This window comes from Eubacterium sp. (assembly GCF_057858645.1).
The window spans coordinates 36917-46074 of the sequence record NZ_DBLZZO010000024.1; the positions used below are offsets into that span (position 1 = coordinate 36917).

Here is a 9158-nt window from a genome sequence, read left to right on the forward strand (position 1 = left end):
ATCCTATCTACAAATTTCTGAGGCGTTCTGTAATACTTCCTTTTTCCCAAAAATAAATCCCTGCCTCAGAAGCAATAACAGCTATTATGAAATATAATACTATGACAATGGCTGCTGGAAGTAATGTAAATTGAAAAGTAAAAAGCCAAACAGAAGAACAGATCCCCCTAACTGCTGTCATGCCGATTAGTGTTGCAAGTATAAAGCCACCAACTGCAGCATAGAAAACATATCCTATACTCTCCCTTATAATCAGTTCACGCAACTGTTTCTTTGTTGCACCTATGCTTCTAAATGTTGCTAATTCTCGGTTTCGCACAATTAGATTTGTAAAAATAATATTCACAAGATTTACAATTCCAATCACACCTAAAATTCCTCCAATTAAAACACACAGTATTCTGACCAGTGCTTTATAATTTTCGATTTCGGAGTGCCTTTGCTCTGTAGTTTCAAATCCAACATCTGAAAATTCTTGTGAAATCTGGTTCAACATTCTTCGTACAGCAGGCGCATCTTTCTCATCTGCGTCAAAAGAATAATTCACTAAATTGCCTTCTCCATACAATTCTTTAAATAAATCTTCTCCTAAATAAAACCAAGGTCCTAAAATAGTATTATCACCAGTTAAACTATCTCCTGATATCTGTTCTGAATCCACTACCAAAATTTGTGATAGCACTTCTGCTTTCTTCAGTGGTTTTCCATTCTTATAAATCGTCACTATTTCACCAATATCTGGTAAATTCTCTAATGCCTGACTACTATAACCACCCTTTGTATTTTTAGAAACAGCAGCCAAAATATAGTTCCCACTTTTTAGCTTTTCTTTAATGGTGGCAATATTGCTTTCCCCATCTAAAATTTCCATTTTATCAACAAAATTCTCAGAAATACCACACACATTACATAATGCTTTTTCATCCTTTGACAATGTTACCTGTCCATAATTTGTTATTGCTTCATTTGTAATTACGCCATCAACTTCTACATTGGGCATATATTCTTTTATTTCAATTCCTTCATTGCCCCATTCAAAACTTATGTCAGAATTATCTACTGTATTTTTATATAATCTAGTACCATTTTGGACTATAGAATTTTTCTCTACTTGTTCCATGACCTCCTCGTCCAATGCCGCCGAAGATCTAATATATCCAACACTCGGATTTAAAGTGTCTGTAGATGCAATCAAATAGTCCCTCCGCATTCGTGCATTAATATATTTTTCTTCATCAAAACTATTCGAAATAATCCATAAAGAGTTAACAAAGATAATACTTAGTATAAGTGAAGTAAACACTAAAGTCGTTCTTTTCCTATTCCTTTGCAGATTACTCTTTGCTATGTTTCTAATAGAACGAATATCTTTTTCAGCGATTTTTTTCTTTATCTCTGTATATTTTGCTGTTTCAATTGCAGAATACTTAGCCGCTTTTTGAGAAGGTCTTCTCATGCTTAAGAATACTGTAATTAATACAAAAATAATTGTTAAAGCAAAAATAGCTGGATGCGCTGATTGTACAATGGTAAGTTCTTCCTCACTATATTCCCAGTTTTTAAGAATGACTGGTAGCAAAAGAACACCTAGCCCATATCCCAGAAGCAAGCCAATCGGAATACCGATAAGAGATAAAAAAAGCATCTGTCTTCGCATTAATCTCTTGATTTGTTTACCTGTCATTCCAATTGTTTTCATTATTCCAAATTGCTGAATATCCTGCATAACACCTATATCAAAAATATTATAAATCAATAGGTAGCCACATAAAATAAATAACGCTGCAAAAAAGAATATCGAAAGAATCAATCCCGTATTTCCATCTTCTGAATATAATACATAGTTCACTGCTATGTGAATATATTCTCTTCCATTAGAATCCTCAGTTTGTCCTCCAAGGCTTTTCACATATTCTTTAAGGTTTTGCTCGATATTTTTTGTGTTCTTCATGCAAACGCTTGCATAATATGTTCCGGACACTTCTTTATCATCATCATAAGTATTCTTTGTCACTTCAAGATTGTGTTCTAAAAATGTTTCTGATACAATTAAAAAATCAGCCTTAGGATTTCCTGTATACCAACCTGCCAATCGCATATCAAAATTATATTCTTGACCTCTTAATGTAAAAGACACCGGAACATAACTTCCTACTTCCTTTTTTATTCCCAGTTCTTCCAATGCTTGCTCAGATAAAAGCACTTCTTTCTCATCTTCTGGCATCTTCCCCTCTTTCAAAGAAAGATAATAAGCTTCCATACCACCTTTATCTAGATAGTCTATTTCAATAGGTCGCTTTGTTTCTCCTTCCAAAAATGCGATTGGAATCCTTCCTCCCACGCTTTCAAACAACTCCGAATTTTGAACTTCCTGAAACTGTTCTTTATTTAAGTATCGAAGTTCTGCATCTGCTTTTAATCCCGAAAGTCTTAACTGTGTTTCTTGAATGGATTGCATACCGCCAAATCCAATTTCCAATACTGAGGTAAATAAAATGGTAGTTAACGTAATCGCCAATACAAGAAGAAGATTTCTCTTTCTATTCACCTTCAGATTACCCTGAACCATTTCTTTGATTATTTTCTTTTCATTACTCATACGATTTTACCATCTCTCATTCTTATAATCCTTGATGCTGTTTCTGCGATTTCTCTACTATGGGTAATCATGATAATCGTCTGATTGTAACGTTCCCCTGACTCCCTGAGCAGCCTAAGAACCTCTTCACTGGATTCACTATCCAGGTTTCCTGTCGGCTCATCTGCTAAGACAATATCTGGTTTCGTGATCATTGCCCTGGCAATGGCAACTCTCTGCTGCTGTCCGCCCGATAAGGTGTTCGGTAAATTTTTTAACTTATTTTTAATACCCAGGATTTCTACAATTTCTTCAAAATATGCTTCATCAATTTTACTGTTCCCTAAATAAAGTGGTAACAGTATATTGCTTTTTACATTCAGTGTTTGAAGAAGATTATAATTCTGAAATACAAATCCGATATGTTTTCTTCGATACACCGTTAGTTCTTCTGATTTCATTTTTGTTATATCTTTTCCATGTATCAGAACCGTTCCCTCTGTCGGATTATCCAATCCACCCAGCATATTTAATAATGTTGTCTTTCCGCAGCCTGACGGTCCAACGACAGCAATAAACTCGCCTTCTTCAACCGAAAGATTGACCTGATCTAATGCCTTTACGCAAATCTCTCCGGTGCGATAATACTTTTTTAAATCTGATGTTTTAACCAATTCCATGTTTCTCACCTCTCCTTGTTTTAATTTATCATACCCCCTAATTCTTACCGAATTATTACCTGAACAAAAAAAATAAAAAGGGGACATTTAACTCATAATAGAGAAAATGTCCCCTTCATTTTACTGATAAAATTCAGAAACTACTTTAATTGGATTTTACCAATAAGGTGTAATATGTGTATTACAATGATCTGGTGCAATCAGACAGTCATGAGTACAATCGTCTGGATCACAATACTGTACTTCTACATCAAAATTCTCATTTTGCATTTTCTTTTCTAATTCTTTCATCTCTTGTTCCCCTTCACATATATTTAGGCTTTCAGATTGATTCTACATCAAAGTTGAAATATGCGAATTGCAATGATTTTCTGAAACCATACAATCATAGTTGCAATCATCAGGATCACAATACTGTACTTCTACATCAAAGTTTTCATTCTGCATTTTCTTTTCCAGTTCTTTCATTGCCCCGTCCTCCTTCCTTGATATTTTATGATTTTAAAGTGTGACGTCACCACAAATCATCTTATTTAGTAAATACCTACTTCCTTGCCAAATTTATAAATATATTTACTTACTGTCTTTATTGCATTTTGGACTGACTGATTTCCGGCTGAGTCATAGGTATCCTTATTCTGTGCCATTCCAGCCAGTGTTTTAGCGTCTTTTGCAGCGCTATAAAGCATATCTCCTACTGCTGTATTCTCAGCGCTGCTATAAACATCTGCACCAAAACTGTTCCCTGCTATGGTATATTCGGTACGGTGTTTGTCCACATACTTTTCAAAATCTGAATGATTACTGTTTACTGCTGTCAGATTAGACGCATGATGTGGCTCATTCAAATCTGATACATAATGTGTTCCTTTTCCTATGTATTCCATAGCCTTATCTGTATATCCATCTTTATATGCTGCAACTGCACTTTGATAATAGGTTTCTGCTCTGGTTCGTGCTGTAGGATTTTTCTGTCCCATCCAGTTTTTTCCGGTATCCGGATCATAGAAATGTCCTGCAAACGTTCCATAATCGGTTTCATTTCCTAATACATCTGGCCAATCCGTATATTCACATATCATAGCAGCTTTTGTATTTAAGATACTGGAACCTTTATCATTATTTAAAATCTTCAAGGCATTCGATACGATATACTGATGTGTATGATCTACACCGCCACTGCTAAACCGCTCATCAGGATTTTCTACATGCTCAATCGGTGCGCCTGGTCCGTAAATTTCATCTGAACCGTTGGAAATATCAAGAACCTGTTGCGGTAAATCCTGAGTTTCTGCCGCCGATACCGACCATGCCGGTGCTGCGGAAACACCTACCAAAACCATTGCCAAAAGTACCCCTAGTTTTTTACACCTCATATCTAGTACCTCCTCTTTTTTCTTATCAGTATATCCGCCGATTCTTACCAAATTATTACAATTAGTGCATTTGAAAAAATATTTTATCTGAAAAAAATCATTATTTACTTTTGTATTTTTTACAATTATAATACATCTTGAAAACCGTAAACGCTCTTTATGGTATAGAAAAACTTAGAAATTTAGAACAGAAGGAGTGGGAAACTATGCACCGTATCTTAATTATTGAAGATGATTTCTCCTTAAATAATACCCTGGCTTATAACTTGCGGACAGCGGGCTATACTGTTGACTCTGCATATAATGCAAAAGAAGCCTTTGAATATTTAAAACAGTATCATTACATTCTTCTGATTTTGGATATTAACCTTCCTGACGGAAATGGATTTGAATTATATTCAGAGTTGAAAGAAAAATCAACTGCCAGTATTATCTTTTTAACCGCAAATGATTTAGAAAATGACATAGTGAAAGGATTTGACCTGGGTGCTGATGACTATATTACAAAGCCTTTTTCACCTGTCGTCTTACAAAAGAAAATAGCTGTTTTAACAAAATATATCACAGAAAAACAAAAGGAAACCGTATATGAAGACGGTAATCTCTGCATCAATTTCTCGCAAATGACTGCGACACTGGACAAAGTTCCCCTGGAATTATCCCCTTTGGAGTACCGTATTCTGCAATATTTTATTGTGAATAAAAAGCATATTTTAAAACGGGATCAGCTTCTTGAGCATCTCTGGGATTTCTCCGAAAACTTTGTAGGTGATACTTCCCTAAATACTGCCATCAGCAGACTCCGAAAGAAAATCGAAGCCAGCGGGCATCGTTATATAAAAACAATCTATGGAACCGGATATATGTGGATAGGTGATTAATATGAAAAAAACATTTTCTTTAAAAAAAGTATATATTATAGTTTCCCTGCTATTTCTGTTGATATTTTCAGGAACCTGTATCATATTACGTACACTTACGTCAGACCCTAAAGTATTTTTGCTTTTTACCATTTTCACTTTCCTTCTGCTTATCTGTGTATTTATTCTCTTTTGTACGATTTTCCACAAGCTCACCTTGTTTACTCGTGAACTTCATAAAACATTGGACAGTATGATTGAAGGAACCTATTTTTCCCCTGATGAAAAGTATGACGAAACTTTACTATCACAGATCAACCATCATTTAGGAAGACTGTACAGTATATTGGAAAACACTAAAAATTCTGTAAATGCCGAAAAGGTACAGCTCCAGCAGCTAATTTCTGATATTTCTCATCAGTTAAAAACCCCCATGACCACGCTGCGCCTGACAGAGTCCGCTATGGAAAAAGCCATTACAAAACCGCAGGAACTACAGACCTTATTTCACACCAATACTGCACATCTGAACAAACTGGAATTTTTAATCTCTTCCCTTGTAAAAATATCCCGTTTGGAAACAGGTGTGATAAAACTATCCCCAAGTTATCAAACGATTGGTGACACCATTCTCATGGCTCTGGAAAATATCGTTTTAGCGGCTGATCAGAAGAACATTCAAATAACTTTTAATTATTCAGAAGACTTTAAGGCGTATCATGATCCCAAATGGACTTCCGAAGCGCTGTATAATATCCTGGATAATGCTGTAAAATACACGAATGAAAATGGACATATTTCCATAGAACTTTTTACCCTGGAAAACTATACCAAAATAGCAATCACTGATTCCGGTATCGGCATCAAAGAATCGGAAATCCCTAAACTTTTCCAACGCTTCTACCGCTCTCCTTCTGTCAAAAGCTTTCCGGGAGTTGGTGTTGGGCTTCATCTGGCGCAAGACATTATCAGCCGGCAATATGGCTTTATCCACGTGTTTTCTACCCTTCATGTAGGCAGTACCTTTGAAGTTTGGCTTATCAACTCAGACTCTCCTAAATAAGAAAAATGCCGCTACAGGTTTTAATATCACCCGTAACGGCATTTTCCTTTATTTTATTCCGCTTTTTCTTCATTACCGGATTTTAAATATGTCATTACCTCTTCCACCGTTTTTCCGGAAGCAAGTAAGGCGCTAAAGATTTCATCTTTTTGTTTATCTTCAATCTTCTTCCTAAGTTCTTTTGCTTTCAAACGCAGTTCTTTTAATTCTGCCTCTGTTGTTTTAATCTCCTGTTCTGTCTTCATAAGCATTTCTTCAAGAGAAAGATTTTCTACTTTTTTACGTCTTGGCATACTGTTTCCTCCCATGCTGATATTTTCTTCATTCTACCATTATTGTTCCAAAAATACCAGTCTTTTTATGAATAGCTCCTATCTCCCTCTTCGCTGCTGTTTCTGGCTTTTGGCATATTCCATCTTTTTATTGTATTCGTCCATGATTGCACTTTCCAAATCTGCCTTAAATTCTGCATTGACTGCATGGGCAATGTCCTCCCGTTCTCCTTTTGCAGAATTTTTCTGAGGCATACCTACAAAAGTTTTTCCGTTCCATGCCTGGATCACATGAAGCTGCTGGATTGCCAATACGTCCTGCAGACGAATGGCAACATCTGCCTTAAATGTATCGCTTCCCTGTACCGGATTTACACTCAGATTGTAATACAGCTCTTCCTCTCCCCAACTGCCCTTGCAGTCTGTTTTCGTTTCTGTCATATTCTCATAGGCTTCCCTTACGGTATCCAACACTTCCTTTTGAAATTCCTTATCGGTAAACCGGAAAAAAGGAACATACTCCCCTGTTTCATAATCTCTGTAACGGGGCATATCGAGATACAGATTTCCTTTCGAGGACTCTTTAATTGCAAGGCTTTTCACACAGAAGGCCTCATCAAAGGTAATGGTAGCAAATCCTTTCAGGTTATTGATTTTTCCTTCTTCCTGTTTCAATTCCGGTTTATATACTCTGATATTATATTCCATATTGTGATCTCCTTTTCTACTCTATTTTTCGTTACCGAACTGCTGTCTGGCATGGAAGATTTTTAGTTTCCTCCTGCACTTCCATACACTCCTCCTGGTCCTTGATTTCCAGTTCTGCATCAATCTCCATCTGCCGGGTAATATTTTCTTTTAAAAGCTCCTCATACGGGAAAGGCTTTTCATATTCCTGCTTTGCATTTTTTATTTCATTTTCGCAGGTCTTAATCTCTTTTTGAACCTCCTCCACTGCTTTATCAAGGGCATTCAAGCGGTTTTCTATACGGACCATGTTACCGGAGTCACTGCTTTTTAACTCCACACTATACTCCTTCTCTCCCTGAAGAAACAAGATCGGCCCCAGCATATCATTCTGGACAGATACCTGAAACCCCTTATACATACCGACTTCGTGCCTGGTAAAAGCCGTCACCCCTTCTATGATCCCACGCAGAACTTCGCCTGCTTCTTTGTGTTTCTCATAAACTTTTCCCTGCAGCGTGATTGCAAACCCCTGTTGTACTTCCATAGCCTGGTTCCTGCGCTCCAAATCCTTTTGAAGTAATTGCAGTTCTCCCTTCAGGCTTTGTATCCTTTTCGGATACTGGAAAGTGACCGCGTCTTGCAGGGCAAACCGTTTCCCTTCATGTGCAGCTTTTAAAATTCTCAGACGTGCCACTTCATTATCCACTTGTATTTTTTCCATAATCAGGGGATTTTCAGAAGCTACCGCTTTAATCTCTGCAAAATTTAATACGGTTTCATCTATATCCTCACAGATCCTTGCCAGTTCCCGGCTGGTAAATACCTGACTGATAAACCGCTGTTTTGTTTCTACAATGCCCCATAAATAAGCATCAAAAGAACCCTTCGTTACATAGCGGTAAATATTGACTTCCTCATTTTCATTCCCCTGGCGGATAATGCGCCCTTCCCGCTGTTCAATATCAGAAGGTTTCCAGGGGCAGTCGATATGATGAGCCGCCACCATTCTGGTCTGGATATTGGTTCCTACCCCCAGTTTTTCGGTACTTCCTATAATAATCCTTTTTCTGCCGGCTCTGACATCAGAAAACATGCGGTCCCTCTGTTCATCTGTTTTTGCATCATGGATAAAGCAGATTTCTTCCTCTGGAACACCTCTGGTAATCAGTTCCTGTTTTAAATAATCATAGACGGTAAACGCTTTTCCAGGTCCGGGTGTCCCAATATCCGAAAAAACAATCTGGGTTCCTTTCTGTTCCTGGGACTGTACATATTCCTGGTAAATGTTTTCTATTGCTTTATTCAGTTTGGAATCCGAATCTACCGGAGCATAACTGTCCAAAAGCCGGGGATCTGTACCCAAAAGCCTTGCTTCCCCGGTAATGCGGAGCATATTGTCGTCCTTTGGATCTACCACACCTCTATGGATTGCTTCTGCCCTTTCCACCATTTCCTGCATACGTTCTTTGACATAATCAGAGGCTTCCGATACTACAACCTTATATTTTCCGTCCTTTAATTCTGGCCGCTTAATATCCAGCATATCAGGCAGAATGATGTCTGCCACTTCTTTAAACAGGTGTATCAGTTCCGGCAGATTGATAAACTTATTAAACCTGGTCCGCATCCGGTAACCGGT

Annotated in this window: 10 protein-coding genes; 2 read left to right on the forward strand and 8 right to left on the reverse strand. The window is 37.3% G+C overall.

Annotation, left to right across the window (positions count from 1 at the left end; all coding sequences use genetic code 11):
• Window positions 1–7: 7 nt before the first annotated feature.
• The 5 genes from ACZM4J_RS09245 to ACZM4J_RS09265 all read right to left on the reverse strand — a co-directional run bounded on the left by ACZM4J_RS09245 (window position 8) and on the right by ACZM4J_RS09265 (window position 4634).
• On the reverse strand, window positions 8–2599 hold the full coding sequence (locus tag ACZM4J_RS09245) for an ABC transporter permease (RefSeq protein WP_378957358.1): 2592 nt from the start codon (window positions 2597–2599) through the stop codon (window positions 8–10).
• Window positions 2596–3258 carry an ABC transporter ATP-binding protein gene (locus ACZM4J_RS09250; protein ID WP_055173318.1) on the reverse strand — a complete coding sequence of 221 codons (663 nt, stop codon included), beginning with the start codon at window positions 3256–3258 and terminating at the stop codon, window positions 2596–2598. The genes ACZM4J_RS09245 and ACZM4J_RS09250 overlap by 4 nt, the downstream gene beginning before the upstream one ends.
• 156 nt (window positions 3259–3414) lie before the next feature.
• Complete coding sequence (locus ACZM4J_RS09255; protein WP_256280327.1) at window positions 3415–3549, reverse strand: hypothetical protein; 135 nt, start codon at window positions 3547–3549, stop codon at window positions 3415–3417.
• Between the two features lie 42 nt (window positions 3550–3591).
• A complete protein-coding gene (locus ACZM4J_RS09260) occupies window positions 3592–3726 on the reverse strand; it encodes a hypothetical protein (protein ID WP_278279457.1) in 135 nt (44 codons plus the stop codon).
• Window positions 3727–3791: 65 nt separating this feature from the next.
• Entirely contained in the window at window positions 3792–4634 is an 843-nt protein-coding gene (locus ACZM4J_RS09265) for a zinc dependent phospholipase C family protein (protein ID WP_055173316.1), read from the reverse strand.
• Between the two features lie 206 nt (window positions 4635–4840).
• On the opposite strand from ACZM4J_RS09265, the gene ACZM4J_RS09270 reads away from it, so the two are divergent.
• Together ACZM4J_RS09270 and ACZM4J_RS09275 are read left to right on the forward strand one after the other, a co-directional pair.
• Entirely contained in the window at window positions 4841–5515 is a 675-nt protein-coding gene (locus ACZM4J_RS09270) for a response regulator transcription factor (protein ID WP_055173314.1), read from the forward strand.
• Between the two features lies 1 nt (window position 5516).
• Window positions 5517–6557: a sensor histidine kinase gene (locus ACZM4J_RS09275; protein ID WP_055173312.1), complete on the forward strand. Its 1041-nt coding sequence runs from the start codon at window positions 5517–5519 to the stop codon at window positions 6555–6557.
• Between the two features lie 53 nt (window positions 6558–6610).
• Here ACZM4J_RS09275 and ACZM4J_RS09280 read toward each other — a convergent pair whose 3' ends face one another.
• The 3 genes from ACZM4J_RS09280 to ACZM4J_RS09290 all read right to left on the reverse strand — a co-directional run.
• Complete coding sequence (locus ACZM4J_RS09280) at window positions 6611–6850, reverse strand: hypothetical protein (RefSeq protein ID WP_055056124.1); 240 nt, start codon at window positions 6848–6850, stop codon at window positions 6611–6613.
• Window positions 6851–6928: 78 nt separating this feature from the next.
• On the reverse strand, window positions 6929–7537 hold the full coding sequence (locus ACZM4J_RS09285; RefSeq protein WP_055173311.1) for a septation protein SpoVG family protein: 609 nt from the start codon (window positions 7535–7537) through the stop codon (window positions 6929–6931).
• Between the two features lie 31 nt (window positions 7538–7568).
• Window positions 7569–9158, reverse strand: a 1590-nt coding sequence (locus tag ACZM4J_RS09290; RefSeq protein WP_489486008.1) for a helicase-related protein, incomplete at its 5' end; no start/stop codon positions are given.